This is a genomic window from Chitinophaga sp. (genome assembly GCF_039596135.1).
GTDB lineage: Bacteria > Bacteroidota > Bacteroidia > Chitinophagales > Chitinophagaceae > Chitinophaga.
This window is the reverse complement of sequence record NZ_JBCNKH010000055.1, coordinates 1-19,123: the sequence shown is the minus strand read 5'-3', so window position 1 is coordinate 19,123 and position 19,123 is coordinate 1. Positions and strand designations below refer to the sequence as shown.

The window sequence follows — 19,123 nt, the reverse complement described above, 5'->3', positions numbered from 1 at the left end:
ACATGCAAAACATAATTTGATACTGAGTACCAAATAGATATAACCTGGTAAGAGCCACGAAAAACGATTTTGGGAATGTCTGAACACCCCGAAAAATGGTATATTTTTTATCATACAGCTAACTATATTTGAGCTGTTATTCAGTGTTCCCGTTAAGTACTATGAGCGTTTGTATTTCAACCTTAATCTAAAAACATTAAACTGTAGCCGAATCATAAGTCCAATTCAGCAAACCTAAATAACCTTTAAAAATGTATTTAAACTAAAACGCTAAATCGTTTTACAATTTTTTCCACGTTTTTGTATTCACGGGTCAGGTTCGTGTTGTTCACCCTATTATACTCCACGTACAATACAAACATTTAGCGCCAGGTGTAATCGATTACATCTTCTTTAAACATATTCTTATATGCATCTATCTGTACGGATCATCATCACGTGCCTGGTATTGTATGGCCATAACGTACACGCACAGTCATCCCGGAAGGATTCTCTGCCGCTCAGCGCCGACAGTATGCGCATGGAAAGAGAAGTTCTTTACCCTTATCACAGCCTGCAACAGTTGCTCAAAGGCAATGCTGCCGGTGTTTATATCCAGGAACCATCTGCCGAACCGGCATCGGTGAACAGTATTGTGCTGCGTGGTGCTGCTGTGCCTTATATCAGTGCACGCAATAACTACGAAGCACAGCCTACCATCGTCCTTGATGGTATTCCTCTTATCAGTGATCATCCTTTTACTTTCGATATACAGGAGTTCCAGTACAATCATTTAGGCCCGGCCAGCAATGTATTTGCAGCCATTGATCCGAATAATATAAAGAGTATTGAAGTGCTCAAAGACTTCGGCCAGGCAGGCATTTACGGGCCACGTGCCGCAAATGGCGGGGTGATTCTTGTGCATACGAAGGACCCCGTAGTTGGTAAAAGAAAGATAAGTTTCAATACCTGGTTTGGTATGGTGCAGCGCCCACACCTTTATACCACCAATGCCAAATTTGAAAACGATTTCAGGCAGGTATTTTACGATAAATATGCAACTGAGACCGATGCACAGACCTATCCGTTATACCTCCGGGATTCGACTAATAATGCCTATTACGGGCCCGCTAACTGGACAGATCTCTATTTTAAAAATACACCTGTATACGGCATCAGTGCCAGCCTTTCAAGCGGTACCGACAGGGCGAACTTCCTCTTTGCCGCCGGCAATCAGCGTTCTGCCAATGCCGCTGATCATACAAAGGCAGATCGCTACAATGCCATGTTTAAAATCAACATGGTGCCGCTCAAAGGCTTTACCGTAAGCGCTATGCTCAGCGCCACCCGGCTGGAAAGGAGACGTAACCGCTGGCTCCGCGACCGCTTTGCCGAAATGCAATACCTGCCGGACCTGAGCAACCCGCTCCCCCCCAATAAAACATATTATGCACAATACCTGAAAGAATGGGACAAATCATTCGATGATAATAAGACCAACGAAGTAAACGGGTACTTCTCCATCAACCTCAAAATCTCTGACAGCTGGCAGTTTACCTCCCTCTCAGGATTTGACTACAACGAAGGCCTGCGCGATGTATTCTATCCCAGCACCCTGCTGGAAACGGTGAATTATCTCTCCAACTACTTTGGGTACAATCAACGTGTGTTTGTGAATAACGTACTTCAGTTTCAACACCAGTGGGGCAAACACGGCGTGAAGGTAGAAGCAGGTGAGAATTTCCAGGCAGACTTTAACCGCTACAACTACGCTTACGCCTACAAAGGGCCCAATGACCTGATCCGGGTAAACCTCCTGAATTCCGATAATACAAAAGACAATTACCTGTCGCCCAAGTCATTCAACCATGCACTGATGTTCACTTTCCTGGACAAGCAAAGACATCGCCTGCTGTCATTTTATGGCCGCATGGCTTATCAATACAACAACCGTTTTGACTTTTCCCTCATGATGAGAGCCGATGGCTCTTCCAGTGCACAACCGGACAACTGGTGGTTCTATTCACCCACCTTTACCGCCGGATGGCAACTGCGTACCACATCCAGGCTTCACGCCAGCTGGGGAAGGGTAGGCCGGTTGATGCCGGATGACCGCTTTGGTGAAGGGCCACAGTATACCTCCGACCTTTCATTCAGCAATAACCCTGTTCGCTTTTCATACAATGGGTTTCCGGGCATCAGCCGCGCCTATTCTTCCGGCTATATCGGTTATGGCATTCGCTGGCCATTCACCGACCAGCTGGATATTGGCTGGAACACTACTTTACTGCACGACAGGGTCAACCTCGCCATCGATGTGTACCACAAAATGGATCACAACATGCTGCTGGAAGTACCTTTCTCTGCTGAATATGGCTATGCCTACCAGTTTAAAAATGGTATGAAAGTCCGCAACATGGGCGTAGACCTGAGCGCCAATGCCATCTTAGCAACAAAAGATATCACCTGGCAACCAGGCATCAACCTGAATTACAACCGCAATACCCTTATGGCATTGCCCGGTGGCCTGCAGCAACTCGTGGTAGCCGATGGTACCCGCCTGCTGAAAGTAGGTAGCAGCATCGACCAGTTCTGGGTACTGGAAAATAACGGCATCTACAACAGGGAAACCGACATCCCTGCCAACCATGCTACCGGCAAAACACTGAACTATAAAGGCATTCCCCTGCAGGCAGGCGATCCTAAATGGAAAGATCAGAATGACGATGGCATCATCGACGATAAAGACAAGGTGCTGAAAGGGCATGTACTCCCTGTCGTTTCCGGTGGCTTCACCAACGATATCAGCTGGAAAGGTTTTACCCTCGGTGTCAACTTCTACTTCACTGCTTTCAGAAAAGTCATGAACGCTGAAATGGCGAATCACTTTGACTTCGTGAACAGGGAGGGAAAGATAGACATGAGCGCCGTAAAGGAAATCACCTTCTGGGCCAAAGCCGGCGACTATGATAAATATCCACGTTATAATCCATGGAGTACGGTAGACCCTTATCGCACAGACCAGGACCTCTTCCTTGAAAACGGTGCCTTCCTGAAACTACGCACATTGTCGCTCACCTACGATGTAACAACCGCCAGGTGGTGGCGCAAAAAAAGCCCGATTCATCACCTTGCCGTGTACGCAACTGCCAGCAACCTGTTCACCCTCACCCCTTATACAGGTGGAGACCCTGAACTGGTAGACTACAGCGGCTTTGATACCGGCTACTCTCTTCCCTTCTCTAAAACCTACACCATCGGCATAAAAATGGATTTGTAATGAAACGACTACTTATACTGTTGCTCCTGTTCTGTAGTGTCAGTTGTAAAAAACTACTGGATATAGAATCCACGCATGCGGTTTCGGAAGAAAACTTCTGGAACTCCCACGAAGATACCCGCACGGCCCTCATCGGTGTTTACGGTTTACTCCGCGCCGCCATGGCAGATAATGATGCCTGGTGGATGTATGGAGAACTGCGCATGGGCGACTTCCAGTCCGTACAGCGGCAAGACCTGAAAGCAATTGTCAAAGGCAACCTCAGGGCTGCTTATCCTTTATTGCAAACACTGTCTAACTGGCGCCGGTTCTATGCTGTGATCAATGCCGCCAATATGTTCATGGAGCACGTGGCAGAAGTGAAGGAACGTGATCCCAAGTATTCCGATCAGAATATGAGAGTGGATATCGCACAGATGCGCTTTATGCGGGCATATACTTATTTCTTTCTCGTATCTGTCTGGGGCGATGTGCCATTAATTACATCCTCTCACGATGGTGAATTTGAAAATAAAGCACGAGATGACAAGGCGACTGTACTGGCTTTTGTAGAAAAGGAACTGCTGGAAGCAGCTCCCGACCTTCCTTATAAATACAGCGTAGACGATCCGCAGCAACTGGGGCAATATTACAATGAAACCAGCACCCGCTGGGCAGGCGTATTGGCCCGTAAACTCACTGCCTACGCCATCCTCGCTCATGTAGCCGCCTACCAGGGAAAATATGTGGATGCCACCGTGTACGGACAGTTTGTACTGGACAACTATTCCAAAGGCGGTAGCTATTATGTAGGCACTGACGAACTGGTAAGAGGCACTGGGTTCTTCCACTGGAAACAGGACAACCACATTCTCGGCTTCAATTTCGACTGGGGCCATGTAGATGCTACTTTTTCCGGTCACCTGGAAGAGCTCACACTCGCCAAACCTGTTGTAGACAAGGCATTGCCTGATATCTATATACCCAAGGATACGATCGTTTCCATATTCGACAAACCACTGGATGAGCGTTTCAGCCTGGATACCCTGACAGGTGTACCCACTTCTGAACGCTACTTTACCAGCTTCAATACCCAGATACCCATCTTCAACAAAGTAAAGGTGATACAGGATGGTAATACTTCTGATCCTTCTTTCAGGATATTTTCCAGCACCATCATCATTACCCGTCTTGAAAATATCACACTGCTGCAGGCAGAAGCGCAGGCCGTTATTGGCCAGCAGCAAAAGGCGATTGACCTGTTGAACACCATCCGCGATCTGCGAAGAATAAAACGTTACGATGCGGCCACCGAAGGTGACCTGATCGACGCCATCTTCAGGGAAAGACGAAAAGAACTGATGGGCGAAGGCTGGCGCTGGTTTGACCTGATTCGTTACAACAAAATCAAACAAAATGATCCCGCATTTATGGCGCTCATTAACAGTGGCGGTATCTACTGGCCGGTAGCCGACGAAGTCATTACACAAAATCCTTTGATCACACAAAATCCTTACTGGCAATGAGTAAATACACTTTGTTTTTTCTGCTGCTCGCCTTCGCTGCCTGTAAAAAGGATAAAGGATATTATGATTATACCAATGAGCTGAAGGAATATGACGGCAACACTTACGACTTTTTGCATAGCCAGCAGCAATACGATTCTTTTTTGCTGGCAGTAGACCGCGTAGGGTTAACGGATAGTATTAAATCGGGTACCTATACCGTGTTCGCACCATCGGATGCCAGCTTTAAGCAGGCCATTGAAAATATGAATACCCTGCGTACCATTCAGGGTCGCAGCCCTATGTACATCAGTTCATTGCCCCAGGAGCAGCTGGATACACTGGTATGCCGCTACATCGTAAGGGATACTGTATCTGCAGGCAGAATGCAATTGCAGGATGGCCTGGAACTGCCTGCTATTCGCTATGGGTACCCCATGCATGGAAAATTCAGCCGTACAGATGCGGAAGGACACGTAAACGGTGGCCCGGGCATTATTACCTACAGCGATACCAAAGGTGTGATCTATACCGATCGCTGGTCCAATGCAAGTACGGTATCCATTGATATTAAGACCAGCAATGGCCTGGTGAATATATTGGAAAAGGACCACCAGTTCGGCTTCGATGAATTCATTGGTCGTATGAACCCCACTACTTCTACTCCATGGAATGATTACCCATTCTTTATTCCCGGTGTCATTGCCCTGGAGCAATACAATCGTGGTGGTAACAAAGTCGCTTATCTCGATTTCTCTATCGACAACAGAGGAGGCCAATATCGTCCTGCTGAAAATGTAGATATCGCTACCGCTGATGAAGGTGGTTTCAAAATAGGCTGGACAGAAACTGATGAATGGATCGACTACAGTGTAGATGTGACAGAAACCGGCAGTTATAAAATGCAACTGCGCTATGGCACTTCTAATGACAACGGAAAACTGCACCTGTTACTCGATGGTATCACAGTGCCAGGTAGTGCGATGACGACAAAGTCTACCGGAGGCTACAGCACATATACCGACATCTATGTCAGCGGCGTGCAATTGAAAGCGGGTAAGCACCTGTTGCGCCTCTACTTTGACTTTGCCATCTATGACTTACGCTTTATAAAACTGCTGCCCGAAGGCCGTCCTTTCCCCATTCCCGGTGTAATTACGCTGGAAGACTATGACCCGGGAGGCGAAGGTGTAGGCTACCACGATGTGAATACCGGGAACTCAGGGGGAAAATACAGACCCAATGAAGGTGTGGACATCGACTATTCCAAAAATGAAGGTGGCGGTTACCAGGTAGGCTGGACAGACACGGGCGAATGGATGAACTATACGGTAGATGTAAAGCAAACCGGCTACTACGTGGCATCTACGTTAGTAGGTAGTCCTAACAACGGTAGCAGGTTCCACATAGAATTTGATGGTGTGGATGTAACGGGTCCTGTAACTGTGCCCAATACGACTGACTATCACAAACGCCAGAATGCCACAGCCACCGTCTATCTCACCAAAGGCGTCCACGTGATGCGCTTCTATGAGGAAACCGGCGGTTACGATGTAAAGTCCGTCACTTTCAGACCCTTGAATTAATGCACATGAAACGACTGTTATTAATATTACTATTATTCATTTCCTGCCGCAAATGGGCACCAGATGACCTGGATTATCTCAGTGCCAGGGCTGTGTACAACCAAACAGTATTTGCACCTGTAATGGGCAGGACCACGTTGTATTCCCAGATCTTTAATACAGACAATTCAAGTACGCCTATTCAGTTCAAAATTCTGAATGTACGCCTGAAGAAAACCGGGGAGGCATCTACTGACCTGGATCAGACTGTAGAGGCACTGGTATGGAAACAAGCCTATACAGGCTATGAGAAATCACTGGAGGAGATCAATGCCAAGCGTACTAAAGAAACACATCCTATATGGGAGATCAGACCTACCTCCGGCGATTTCGTGTTATGGTCTACGACCAGTCTGCGCTCGCAACCTGATTCCGGCTATCTCTTCGATGTAGAAGCGACGAACTCCGGTGGTAAGAATGTGTATAAAAATCTGAGCCTGATGCCGTATATGGAACAGCCATATTCACCTTATGAATATGATCCCATCACTGGTTTACAAAAGGCTACTTATCCCAACACGAATGATTCTTCCATCTTCGTATTGCAATATAATCACCCCGGTATAAATAATATCACCAACGACGATAACAGCCTGGCCCTGAAATCAGATAGCGTACGGGTACTGTTTCACAAAGCAGGCAATGGCCACAGCCTCACCTTTAAGTTTATGGATAAGGATTCCCTGCCTATAGATCCGGCTAAGTTCAACCTCACACCCTGGGATAGCCTGCTACACGGTTTCGATATTCAGCGTACTACTACAGGTGTGACGTACCAGGTTGCTTATCCCATTCCATTGATGCGGTTCAGGACCCGCTTTACCAATGGGGATGGTTCCCAGGCTTATGTGAAATTCAGTTTTACAAGAGTGGGCTTTGGCAATTTCAGGGAGACAGGCACCATGGATCTTTCCTTCAATATATACCAGGAAGGAGATTGGGAAATTATCTTCTATTTCAGGAACAACCCCCGGTTCAGGGACGAATAAACAATGAAAATTATGAAACAATCTATACTGTTGCTTTTTTGTCTGCTGACCGTTGCTTTCCTACAGGCGCAGGACAAGGTTACCATCACCGGGCAGGTCAGAGATGCATCTACCAATGAACCATTAGTGGGGGTCAGTATCATGGCAGGTTCGCCGCTGAAAGCGGTGGGCATCACCGATGCCAATGGTCATTTCTCTGCCGGTGTACTGCCCAATTCCCCGCTGGTGTTCCGTTATATTGGTTATGCTGATTATCGTTTTACCCTGAAAGATAAGAGAGAACTGGTGATCCGCCTGGTGGTCACTGAGAATAAACTGAATGAAACGGTGATCATCGGTTATCAGAAAAAGACACGTGAAGTCACTACGGGTTCTGCTGTGATCGTGAGTGGAAAGGAATTGCAGGATGTACCAGTTTCAAACGTAGAACAACTGTTGCAAGGCCGTGTGGCTGGTTTGAATATACAGAATAATACCGGTGCGCCCGGTGCCCGTGGTATGATCCAAATCAGAGGGCTGTCCAATATCACCGTGACGGGTAGTGGGAATGATGCCTTCCTGTCGCCTACTTCTCCCTTGTATGTGATAGATGGGGTGCCGATTGATGCAGATGCAAACTTTGAATACGGTTATCAGTCAGCAGGTCCGGGTGTAAGCCCTATGTCCCTCATTCCTCCTGAAGATATTGAAAGCATGGAGATACTGAAAGATGCACAGGCAACGGCGCTGTACGGCTCCCGTGGTGCTTATGGTGTGATCCTGCTTACCACCCGCAGGGGTAGCTCTCCTATACCATTGGTGCGCTATACCGGTAATTTCTTTGTAAATACACCGCCACAGCTGCGTAAGACGATTGGTGGTGCGGCAGAGCGACGATTACGCCTGCAGCAGATTTACAATAGTGGCAATATCAATGATATTTACAACATATCTACTACCCACTTCCTGGCAGATAGTCTCAATCCTTATTACAACAATTCTACTAACTGGCAGGATGTATTTTATGACGCTACTTACAACCAGACACACAATATCAACATCAGTGGTGGTGATCCTAAATTCAATTACAAAGTAGATCTGGGTTATTACCATGAAAATGGGGTGATCCGCAATACAGGTTTTGACCGCTATTCTGTGAATACAAATATGCTGTACCAGCCTAATCCCAGGTTCAGGGTATTCACCAGCTTATCCACACAGGTAGGTAAAAGAAACAAAGGAGACGGTAATGGTCTCACACAAAGTGGGGTGGCCTCAAATGCGGCCGCATCTTCCTTGTTGCCAGGACCTTCCTTCTATCAAAGCACTTCCAGTATATTGTCTTCATTAGATACAAAGAATGATAACAAAACCGCCAATGTAAGAGCGAGTATTGATGTGAGCTACCAGTTGTTAAAAGGGTTGAGCCTGGGTTCCAGTGTGAGCTATGACTATGCAAGTAATACAGAAGACAGGTTCACACCTGCTGCGGCGCATGGTGACTTTTCGCAGGTGTATGCATACGATGACCGCAAGTTTACTTTGTACAACAGGAATACAATATCCTATTTCGCTTCTATCAAAAATAACCACAACTTCTTTATCTCTGCTTTCAACGAAATATACAGCAAAGGATTTCAGGCGCAGGTAATACAGCAGGAGAAAACCCCGAATGACCAGTACCAGGGTCCACTGGGATATGATGGCTATGCTTCGCTGGGTGGTGGTTTGCTGGATAACTACAGTAAGCAGCACATTGCCAGTTTTGCAGGTACCTTTTCTTACAACTATAAGCAAAAGTATGTAATGGATCTCAGCTACCGCATGGATGGTACATCCAGCAGTGGCTTTGAAGATCCCTATTCCAAGAACCCGGCAGTGGGGGTGAGATGGAACTTTAATAAGGAAGGTTTTCTCAGTGATAAGAAATGGCTCACCTATGGATCGCTGAGAGGTAGCTGGGGACAAAACATAGTACCATCCGGCGATATCTTTTCTATCTATGGTACATTCGACCCCCGTGGCACCTACAATGCCAATCAGCGACTGGGTATTAATTATTCACTGTTGCCCAATACTACCCTACAACCCACCGCCACCACGCAATACAACTTCGGTTTTGAAGCCGGGTTCTTTGACAGCCGGTTGGAAGTGATCTTTGATGCTTATTACAAAACGGTGAAAAACCTGTTAAGAACAAAGAACTTATCGAACATCACCGGCTTTGATCAAATCACCACCAACGAAACTTCGCTCATAGACTATGGATATGAGCTGACCCTGACCTTCCGTCCACTGCCACGTACCAGCAAGGTGCAATGGACCGTGTCTGTGAATGCTGCTTTAAATAAAGACATCCTGACCCATCTGCCCAATGGGGCCAGGCAACTCATAGAATACGATTATACCAACAGCCAGCATACCTTATTCCGTGTAGGTAGAAATAGTCTCACGAACTACCTGTTCAAAACAGAAGGGGTGTATGCCACAGATGCAGATGTGCCGGTGGATCCCGCTACCGGTCAGCGTTACCGCACAGCAGACGGTACGTACTTCAAAGCGGGTGACCCGATTTTCAAAGACGTAGATCATAACTACATACTGGATAATAACGACTATGTAGCTGCAGGCAATTCACAACCACTCATCACCGGTGGCTTACAATCTTATGTAAACTATAAGAGCTGGTCACTGAACCTCAGTACATCGTATACACTGATCCGCAAAATTCTCAACAATGCATTTGCTGAAAGAATGCAGTACCTGGGAGATCCTTACACTGCCAAAGCAGTAGTAGATGTGAGCGATGTGGATTACTGGACACCCAACCATACGAATGCGAAGTATCCGAATCCATTTGATTATACCCGTTACTCTTCTATCAAACCTTACAGGTATGATCAGACGCTGATAGAGGAAGACGGTTCTTATTGGAAAATAAACACTGTCACACTGGCTTATTTACTCAACAGGAAGTTTACCAACCGCTATGGTGTGAATTCAGTGCGGATGTATTTCTCCTGCAATAACCTGATCACTTTCTCGCCATACAGCGGTCCCAACCCAGAAAATGTATCTGCGCTGGGACGTGATCAGTCCAGTGGTTATCCCGTGCCACGCAGTTACAATTTCGGGTTGAATATAGAATTCTAACACACTAAAATGAGAACGAATATGTATCGCAGGATATATCTCATCGCTTGTTTACTATTGATTACCCAGGGAAGCTGTAAAAAGTTCCTGGATGTAAAGGCACTGGACAAACTGTCTGGCAACGCCTTTTTCCAGAATGCCAGCGATGTGGAAGATAATATGTGGGATATCTATGGCCTGTTCAGAGACGTAGTGGGCTCCTGTCCTATGTATGCCGTAGCAGGGGAGGTGAGGGGTGGTATGCTGGCCTATTCGCCGCAGAAGAATGATGGCAATGACCGCAGCTTTGTAGAATATGCCGCTAAAAATGATTTGCTGCCCCTGATCTATACACCTTCGGGCAAGGACTTCTGGAACATATTTGACCTGGGGAACCTGTCAGACTGGAAACCGTATTACAGGGTGATACAGGCTTGTAATATCCTTCAGTACGAAGTAGGCCGCCGAAGTATACCCGACCTCTCCAATGAGCAGAAACTGGAATACCAGGCAGAAGCCACCTTTATGCGTTGCCTGTCCTACTGGACAATGGTACGCCTGTGGGGCGATGTTGCTTATTATACAGATGCGTATCACGAAGCACCGCTACCCAGAGAAAAAATGGTAACCGTGATAAAAAATTGTATTGCTGACCTCAGCGGTGTGATGAACAACCTGCCCTGGACATTTACAGACCCTGCCAATCGGGGGGCACGCGCCAGCAAAGGAGCTGCCATAGGACTCATTATGGAAATGAATATGTGGAATGCAGGGTTTGACAAAGCCAATGCACAGCAATACTATAAATCTACTGCTGATCTGGGCAATGAACTGATTCAGAGTGCCGCTTACGAATTGTTGCCGATAGACCAGTCTTTCACCATCTTCAAGGGTCGGAGCAAAGAAAGCCTGTTTGATATTGTGATCAGCAGCAACTATGGAGAAACTTTATCAGAAAAATGGAACGACCTCTCAGAGCTGGTGGTGCACTATCCTTACAAGCGCCCGGCTGCCAATCACCAATACAGCTTTTGTTATTTCAGGGCCGATTACCTGCGCCGGCTGTATCCTACAGGTGTACCGGATGCCCGTATAGAAATGTGGTTTGACTCGCAGATGTTCGCCAACGATGGCACCTTCCTCTTTTTAAAATACAACAGTGTATATGAACAGGGGAATGACGATGTGAATGTGGATAACAACCTCATTGTGCTCCGTTATGCAGGTGCTATTCTGCTCAGGGCCGAAGCACTGGCAGAGATGGGCGAAGATGCAGAAGCCATACGTATGATGAACCTGATCAGGGATAGGGCCAAGACTCCGCTCTACCAGGGAGCAGGGGGTACTGCACTCAAGGAGGCCATCTTCACAGAAAGAGCTAAGGAGCTGATGATGGAAGGACACTATTACTTCGACCTGGTGAGAACAGGCAGGGTAACGAATACAAACTGGTGTTATTACGCCCTTACACAATCACAGTTTGATAATGGCGGATGGACCTGGCCTATATCCACAGCTTCGCTGGATAACAATCCCTACATGCAATTAAATAATTACTGGTTAAGATAAAATATGTCTTATGCTGCGAATGATTTTATTTTCTTCCCTGATTTTGATGTGCCTGGTGGCCTGTAAAAAGGATGAATACTACCGGGATTCCGGTACCCAGGATCCGCATTTCAAAGGCAATACACTGACCTACCTGGATGCAGTCCCGTTTTTCTTTGATTCACTGGCCCAGATAGTGAGGTTGTCAGGTATGGAAGATGTATTTACAAAAGATACGCTCACCTTCTTTGCCCCCACTGACCGTAGTATCAAGAACCTGGTAGAGCTAATGAATGACAACCTCTATATGTACGGATATGATACCATAAAGACCCTTGCCGATGTACCGCAGGTGGTATGGCAAAAATACCTGCAGCGATACATGTTCCATGGTGCGAATCAATTGAAGGATTACCCCCAGATTGATTTCAGTCTCAAATCTATTTATCCGGGACAGGACTATCTCTCATGGAATAATACGACCATGAACATTGGCGCGGTCTACACAGATGACAATGGGGTGAAGTATGTAGGCTACCGGCAGCTCACCATTTCCTATATACCGGATCTGACCTATCCATATGATAACTGGAACACGGCAGTTGTTTCTTCTACCAATATCCTCACAGACAATGGGGTGGTACATACACTGGATAAGGATCACAATTATTTCGGTTTTGACATCGCCACTTTCCTGTACGATATGATATCAGTAATGCAAACCGGTGGATGATAAAAAATAGCACACGATATGAAAATACGCGCATATATACTGGCTGTTAGCATGGCGCTCAGTGCCTGCAGCAAAAAAGATAAGGTCTACCCGGATCCCTATGCGGGCGGGCGCACACCACTGGGGGTAACACTCAGTACAGATGCCCCTGCACCGTCAGAAGCTACGGCTGGTACCGTCATCACTTTCAAAGGCAAAGGATTGTTGCCCCACAAGGACAGTATTCACTTCAACTTCAATGGAGAAGCGGGCGAAATAGTAGGGGTAGATACCACCGGCATCCAGGTGAAAGTACCTGCCACTGCCAGTACGGGGGTGACCAGTGTATCTATTGGCGACCAGGTATTCATCGGGCCTGTATTCAAAGTAAAGGGCAACCTGGATATAGACAATACCTGGAAAGGCGTAGTAGGTAGCAGCAGCTGGGTGAATGACTTATACCGTTTTTCAGATGGTCGTATTCTGCTCATTGGCGATTTCCTGGATTATGAACACAAGGGTGTAGTAAAACCCATTGGCCGTATTGTGCTCATCTCCAAAGATGGTGAGATAGATCGCTCACTGCAATCAGGCCGGGGCGCTGATGGTTCACTCAATACGATCGGGGCACTACCCAGTGGCAAGCTGGTAGTAGGTGGCAGCTTTGCTTCGTACGATATACACCTGGCAGAGATACACAACATTACGGTATTGAATGCCAATGGTTCAATAGATTCCACCGTTGTCAACACATTTGAAGGGAAAGATACAGTACCTGCATTCAATGGTGGTACAGATGGAAATATCTCCAGGGTATTTATACATGACAATAAGATTACTGCAATCGGCAACTTTAGTTATTACGAGCAGTACGTGTATGGCATATCTGATTATTTGCATGAGCGGGATTCGCTGGTGGTAGACAGTGTGCCTGTCAGGAATCTGGTACGTTTCTTTCCTGACGGATCGCTCGATTCAACGTTCAATTACAATACCACATTGCACAAAAGTAATGATGGTGCAAACGGACCTATTACCGATGCATTCATGCAGGACGATGGTAAGCTGATAATCGTAGGCCGTTTTACCCGTTACAATGGCGCAGCGGCTCCCTACATAGCCCGCATCAATACTGATGGCAGCCTGGATCAGGGCTTTGGTGGTACCGGTGCTGACAATACAATTGCCAGTATCCGCTACAATGCCACTACCCAGCGATTCATACTGGCAGGGGTGTTTCGCAAGTTCGACGGAGTAGATCACCAGGGATTGGTCATGCTCAAACCAGATGGCACTGTGGATCCGCAGCTGGTGCCATTGCCCATGGCGACTGATGTGAGTTACAGGTTAGCGCAGCAGCTGAACAACGGGTTGATAGTAGTCAGCGGTTATTTCAATAAGTACGGCAATGTGCACCGCAGTGGGTTCATGGTATTAAACCCTGATGGCTCGCTGGCGGCAGGCTATAACAACACGGCCGATTTTAGTGGAAGTCTCACCAGGATATTTGAAACCACCAATTCTTCTGGTCAGACACAGACGCTCATCACAGGGCTATTCAGTACGTTCAACAGGGTGCAAATCACCAATGTAGTAAGGTTACTCTTTAAGTAAAGGTCAATTATGCAGTACAGAATATACATCCTCCTGCTACTGGTCGGCTTCATGGCCTGCAACAAAGGCTACGACCGTATGCTGGATAAGAAAGATTATAATGACAGTACAGGGGTGATAGCTCGTACCCCCAAGATATTGTTCCTCACCATTGACGGTGCGCGGGGAGAATCTGTGAGAGATGCCGGTGCTCCCAATCTGCTGGCACTGTCAGAGCATGCCATCTATTCCTGGAATAGCATCAGTGATACCATTGCCCTGCGCAGTACGGGGTGGGCAGATCTGCTCACCGGTGTGCATAAGGAAAAGCATGGTGTGGTGAAGAATGATTTTAGTAACAACCACCTGCAGGCATACCCTGTATTTTTCAAATATATCAAAGAGAGAGCACCTAAGTTCCGTATTGCAGCATACAGCTCCTCAGATAGCCTGGGTCAATATTTAATCACAGATACCGACGTCAATCAGACCTATGCGGACGATGATGCAGCCGCTACCCAGGCTATTCTGCAGGAGTTAACGATCGATACTGCCAGTATGGTATTTGGTCAGTTCTCCCAGGTAGAACTGGCAGGCCGCCAGTATGGATACGATGTGAGTGTTCCTGAATATAAAACAGCCATCTTGCAGGCAGATGAAAATATCGGTAAGATCCTGGCAGCCTTAAAGCAGCGCAAAACCTTCGCTTCCGAAGACTGGCTGGTGATCATCACTGCTGGTAATGGCGGCCCTTACCAGGTCGATCCTTCAGATGATGATGGAACAATTCTGAGCAATACAAAGGTGAACACTTTCACCATTTATTATTCTCCCCGCTATGCGCCAAGTTTTTTAGACCGTCCATATACAGGTAACCGTTATACGGGCAAAGCAGTGCGCCTGTATGGTAATACTGCGGCCAGTGCAGTATACGCTACTATTGACAGCGGTAAGGAAGATTATAATTTGGGTAACAATGCAGAAGCAACGATAGAATTGAAAATCAAAAAGAACAAGACGTCTGCAGGAGATTATTCTTACACCTATCCCTCTGTTATAGGGAACAACATGTCGTTGGACTGGTGGCATAATACCGGTTGGAATATCTCGCTGGAAGTAAATGCATGGGGAGTACACTTTGGTCAGGATGGTGCAGGTTTTAATATGGCTACTGCCAGCAATATCAGTGATGGCAAGTGGCATGATATTGCCGCCGTGTTTGTAAACAGGGATAACAAGCGGTACCTGCGCCTGCTCACAGATGGTAATTTCAGTACAGAAGCAGACATCACCGGATATGGTAATTTCGATACAGATGCCCCGCTCACATTAGGCTATATGCCTGGCAACATTGTGAACAACCGCTGGCTGGATGCTTATATCACAGAAGTAAAGTTCTGGAAAGCAGCAATCCCCGACAATATAATCAGCGAATATGTTTGTGCAGCAGAACTACCCACCTCACATCCTTATCACGATTACCTGGTAGGCTACTGGTCCTGCAAGGATGGCTACGGCAATGTATTCAAAGACCAGAGTGAATGGGCGCACGATTTCCAGATCAGGGGGAGTTACCAGTGGGATGACTTCAGTGACCTGATGTGCCCAAGTAGTGCCAATAACCTGGCCCAGCTGGTGCCACAGCCTGTAGATCCTGTGCGTCAGATACTGAACTGGTTGCAGATTGCTGCTGATACTAAATGGGACCTGGATGGAAAAGTATGGGTTACTTCTTATGTAGATATTAACAAATAAATTGCCTGCTATGCGCCGTTATATATTTCTACTGTTAATTTTGTTTGCCTGTAAAAAAAATGACCGTTTCAAAGATGAGCAGTTAAGCCCTGTCAATGTTGCTATCAGCAGTGAGAATGGAATTGTGAATATACCAGGCGTGGATAATTATACCAAGGCAACAGACGATATTACCATCCCTGTAAAGCTCGTGTTTTCTGCTGCCACACCAAAGATCTTTACCGTGAATATCGGTGTGGATAACGATACCATCAATACCCTGATCAATAATCAGCAGCTGGATAATGCCGTATTACTGGATGCATCTTATTACGAGCTGCCACGTACTGCTGAGATCCGGTTTGGGCTGGATACATTCAGCATCCCGCTAAAGGTAAGTATGCAGGCGATAGAACGTTATTATGGCCATGACCTGGCACTGGCGGTACGTTTATCAGATATTACCAAAGAGAATACCCTGGATGCAAAAGGACAAATGGCGATCATCCTTATTCATACAGACAAGGTGATTTCGGAAGCAGAGATCCACTATCTCTATTTCACCAAAGCAGGCAATGTATTGCTGGAGCCGGATGGAACAGATCATACACTGGGCAATACAGAAGTGACATTGCCAGTCAGCGTTACCCTGGGTGGTACAGCCGGTGGTGCCTTCTCTGTCAACCTGGCTGCCGCGCCAGATACGGCGCAGGCGCTCATTGACGATGGTACGCTGGCAGGATCAGTACTGCTTGAATCAGGAACGGATTACACGCTGCCTGCGGCAGTGAATTTCCCTGCCAATACGAACGTAGCCAAATTCAATCTCACCGTCAAGACAGCCTCGATCAAAAACAATGTAAACAACAAACCAGTGTTGGCCATTCAACTCACCGATCCTACCCGCCATCTGTTGGACTCTTCCAAAAATGTGATTGTACTGGAACTGGATCCTTCCAAACTGATAGAAACCGACATCACCAACCAAAACATCAAATACACGACACAGTATGATAATGGCAATGGCAATGAGAACTCGCCCAAACTGATCGATAACAACATCAATACAAAGTTCCTGTTAGGTAGCTTCTCCACCGTATGGGCGATGCTGGAATTTGCGACACCGCAAACTACGGGTGCTTATACCATGACTTCTGCCAACGATGCCCCTGATCGTGATCCAAAAGACTGGACAATCGAAGGCTCTAACAATGGTACAGATTGGGTAGTACTGGATAAACGGGTGGACCAAAACTTTGGTTCCCGTTTCCTGACGGTGAAGTACACCTTCTCCAACCAGGATGCGTATAAGTTCTACCGCCTGTATGTAACTGCTACACATGGTAGCTCCCTCTGGCAGCAGGCAGAGTGGCGGCTGATTAAACGGCCCTAGCAATAGATCTGGCACGTTGTTTCTGGTATATTCCATAAACAGTTTGTTATGGAAGTACAGGAAATGAAGATCAGTAGCAAAGCTTTCAAAAATGAAGGCACCATACCTGCAAAGTATACCTGCGATGGAGATGAAGTCAGTCCTCCACTACATATAGAACAAATTCCACAAGGTACTGTAACCATGGCGCTGATAGCTGAGGATCCTGATGCGCCAAAAGGAACATTTGATCACTGGCTGGTATGGAATATAGATCCTGTGTCGGATATAGAAGAGGGTGGCCGGCCAGGCATCAGTGGTAAAAATGGTGCCGGCAGAACAGGGTATCATGGTGCATGTCCACCAGCTGGGTCACACCGTTACTATTTTTATTTATTCGCCCTGGATACAGACCTCGACCTGCCTGCAGGCGCATCCAAACAGGAGTTGCAGCATGCTATGGAAGGGCACATTATAGGGCAGGGAAGCCTGATGGGAACATATCAGCGTAATTAAAAGACTTCTGCCTTTGGCAGAAGTTTTTTTCGTCCTATTTTTGGCCCAATGAAACTCGAACTTATTCAGGGAGATATCACTAAAATTCAGGCAGATGCAATCGTAAATGCTGCCAATACTTCACTGATGGGAGGTGGAGGTGTAGATGGCGCTATTCATCGCGCCGGCGGTCCTGCCATACTCGAAGACTGCCGGAAAATCATTGCCCGCCAGGGTAAATGTGCTACAGGCGAAGCGGTCACGACCACCGCAGGCAACCTGCCTGCTAAATATGTTATTCACACAGTAGGGCCTGTATGGAATGGCAAACCCAAAGAAGAAGAATTACTGGCCAATGCATATCGCAATAGTTTGGAACAGGCTGTGGCACACGATGTGAAGACCATCGCGTTTCCTAATATCAGCACAGGTATTTACCACTTTCCAAAAGATAAGGCAGCTCAGATAGCTATCACGACAGTAAAAGATTTCCTCGAAAATAATAATATAATTGAACGGGTAATCTTTGTATGTTTCGACCGGGAAAATTACGACCTGTATAAATCCCTATTATAATAAAATCTATGAGAAGACTCAGCATCCTAATGGCCCTTGCAATAGCAGGATGTCATCAGGAAAACAAGACATCACAACAAGAGGAAAAGGCCAAGGAAATCAGCACTGCTACATCCGGCTCAGCGACATCGCCAGCCGCATTCGAGGGCAAAAAAGTGCAGGAAGGGGTAAAGGTACTGTTCGATACAGTGATCGCTACCAAACAAACTGATGCCTTTATCAGGGCAAAGCATCCTTACAATACACCCGGCATTGCTTTCACACACACAGATACTGATATTACTGGTGATAGTACGACCACCCATGTATCAGTTTTCCACATTCCAGGGTATGACATTACCTACAAGTTCGAATTTAAAGAAGAGTTTGAAGGCGGTAACAGTACCATCATTGTCAACAAAAAGCAGATTACCCGCATCATCGACGAAGGTGGCAGTACCGTGAATGATTGTGGATATATCAGCTGGGGCGGATCACCTATGGAGACCTGCATCATCAATGGGCAGCAATATGTGATACTCTCAGGCACCAACGAATGGTCGTCCGGTATGTTCACCAATCTCTGTTATGGTATACTCGTACCACTGGCAGAGAATAATACCACTGCTTATCTTGTATTTAGCTA

Annotated in this window: 13 protein-coding genes; all 13 read left to right on the top strand. The window is 46.6% G+C overall.

All coding sequences use genetic code 11. The features are described 5' to 3' along the window. Positions 1-409: 409 nt before the first annotated feature. Positions 410-3,259: a SusC/RagA family TonB-linked outer membrane protein gene (locus ABDW16_RS24070; protein WP_343673308.1), complete on the top strand. Its 2,850-nt coding sequence runs from the start codon at positions 410-412 to the stop codon at positions 3,257-3,259. Next, positions 3,259-4,764: a RagB/SusD family nutrient uptake outer membrane protein gene (locus ABDW16_RS24065; RefSeq protein ID WP_343673307.1), complete on the top strand. Its 1,506-nt coding sequence runs from the start codon at positions 3,259-3,261 to the stop codon at positions 4,762-4,764. The genes ABDW16_RS24070 and ABDW16_RS24065 overlap by 1 nt, the downstream gene beginning before the upstream one ends. After that, on the top strand, positions 4,761-6,329 hold the full coding sequence (locus tag ABDW16_RS24060; RefSeq protein WP_343673306.1) for a carbohydrate-binding protein: 1,569 nt from the start codon (positions 4,761-4,763) through the stop codon (positions 6,327-6,329). Before ABDW16_RS24065 ends, ABDW16_RS24060 begins: the two co-directional genes overlap by 4 nt. A 5-nt stretch (positions 6,330-6,334) precedes the next feature. Next, on the top strand, positions 6,335-7,357 hold the full coding sequence (locus ABDW16_RS24055; protein ID WP_343673304.1) for a DUF5007 domain-containing protein: 1,023 nt from the start codon (positions 6,335-6,337) through the stop codon (positions 7,355-7,357). 12 nt (positions 7,358-7,369) lie between these two features. Continuing rightward, positions 7,370-10,489, top strand: a complete 3,120-nt coding sequence (locus ABDW16_RS24050) for a SusC/RagA family TonB-linked outer membrane protein (RefSeq protein ID WP_343673302.1) — start codon at positions 7,370-7,372, stop codon at positions 10,487-10,489. A gap of 9 nt (positions 10,490-10,498) precedes the next feature. Beyond that, positions 10,499-12,037: a RagB/SusD family nutrient uptake outer membrane protein gene (locus ABDW16_RS24045; RefSeq protein ID WP_343673301.1), complete on the top strand. Its 1,539-nt coding sequence runs from the start codon at positions 10,499-10,501 to the stop codon at positions 12,035-12,037. A 10-nt stretch (positions 12,038-12,047) separates the two neighbouring features. Beyond that, entirely contained in the window at positions 12,048-12,749 is a 702-nt protein-coding gene (locus ABDW16_RS24040; RefSeq protein ID WP_343673299.1) for a hypothetical protein, read from the top strand. An 18-nt stretch (positions 12,750-12,767) separates the two neighbouring features. Next, positions 12,768-14,342, top strand: a complete 1,575-nt coding sequence (locus ABDW16_RS24035; protein ID WP_343673297.1) for a DUF5008 domain-containing protein — start codon at positions 12,768-12,770, stop codon at positions 14,340-14,342. A 9-nt stretch (positions 14,343-14,351) separates the two neighbouring features. Beyond that, positions 14,352-16,076 (top strand): alkaline phosphatase family protein, encoded by a 1,725-nt coding sequence (locus ABDW16_RS24030; protein WP_343673296.1) that lies wholly within the window; start codon positions 14,352-14,354, stop codon positions 16,074-16,076. 10 nt (positions 16,077-16,086) lie between these two features. Next, a complete protein-coding gene (locus ABDW16_RS24025) occupies positions 16,087-17,448 on the top strand; it encodes a DUF1735 domain-containing protein (RefSeq protein WP_343673295.1) in 1,362 nt (453 codons plus the stop codon). Positions 17,449-17,496: 48 nt separating this feature from the next. Continuing rightward, the gene (locus ABDW16_RS24020; RefSeq protein ID WP_343673294.1) at positions 17,497-17,943 is read left to right on the top strand and encodes a YbhB/YbcL family Raf kinase inhibitor-like protein; all 447 of its coding nucleotides are present in this window, start codon (positions 17,497-17,499) and stop codon (positions 17,941-17,943) included. A 48-nt stretch (positions 17,944-17,991) separates the two neighbouring features. After that, positions 17,992-18,498: an O-acetyl-ADP-ribose deacetylase gene (locus tag ABDW16_RS24015; RefSeq protein WP_343673292.1), complete on the top strand. Its 507-nt coding sequence runs from the start codon at positions 17,992-17,994 to the stop codon at positions 18,496-18,498. Positions 18,499-18,506: 8 nt separating this feature from the next. Beyond that, the coding region (locus ABDW16_RS24010) for a hypothetical protein (protein ID WP_343673291.1) at positions 18,507-19,123 on the top strand (617 nt) is incomplete at its 3' end.